We start from the raw sequence: 316 nt of genomic DNA, 5'->3' as shown, positions 1-316 counted from the left end.
GGCCCACCGTCTTCGGCGACGCCAAGATGACCACGGCGCTGCTCGACCGCCTGACTCATCACTGCGACATCGTCGAGACCGGCAATGACAGCTGGCGGCTCAGGAACCGCGCCTGACCGGCGCGCCCAGCGTCATCCACAACTTGTTCAACCTCCCCCAGACCCCCTCCGGGCAGCTGAAAGATCAGTGGCTCACTAGGCGGCGACGCGCTGCGCTAGCTGACCGCTACGCGCCTCGCCGCCGGTCCGGGAACAGAGCGTAGAGGGGTCAACTTTGGACGCATATTGGGGGTCAGCTTTGGACGCCGTTTGACATT

Annotated in this window: 1 protein-coding gene; it reads left to right on the top strand. The window is 64.9% G+C overall.

The genetic code is table 11. The features are described from left to right. Nucleotides 1-116: ATP-binding protein (locus tag AX690_RS05250; protein ID WP_197426762.1), on the top strand; the 116-nt coding region annotated here is incomplete at its 5' end. Nucleotides 117-316 lie beyond the last annotated feature (200 nt).

This window comes from Caulobacter sp. CCH9-E1, from assembly GCF_001556515.1.
In the GTDB taxonomy this organism is placed as follows: domain Bacteria; phylum Pseudomonadota; class Alphaproteobacteria; order Caulobacterales; family Caulobacteraceae; genus Caulobacter.
The sequence above is the reverse complement of the archived record's forward strand: the minus strand, read 5'-3'. Positions and strand labels throughout refer to the sequence as shown.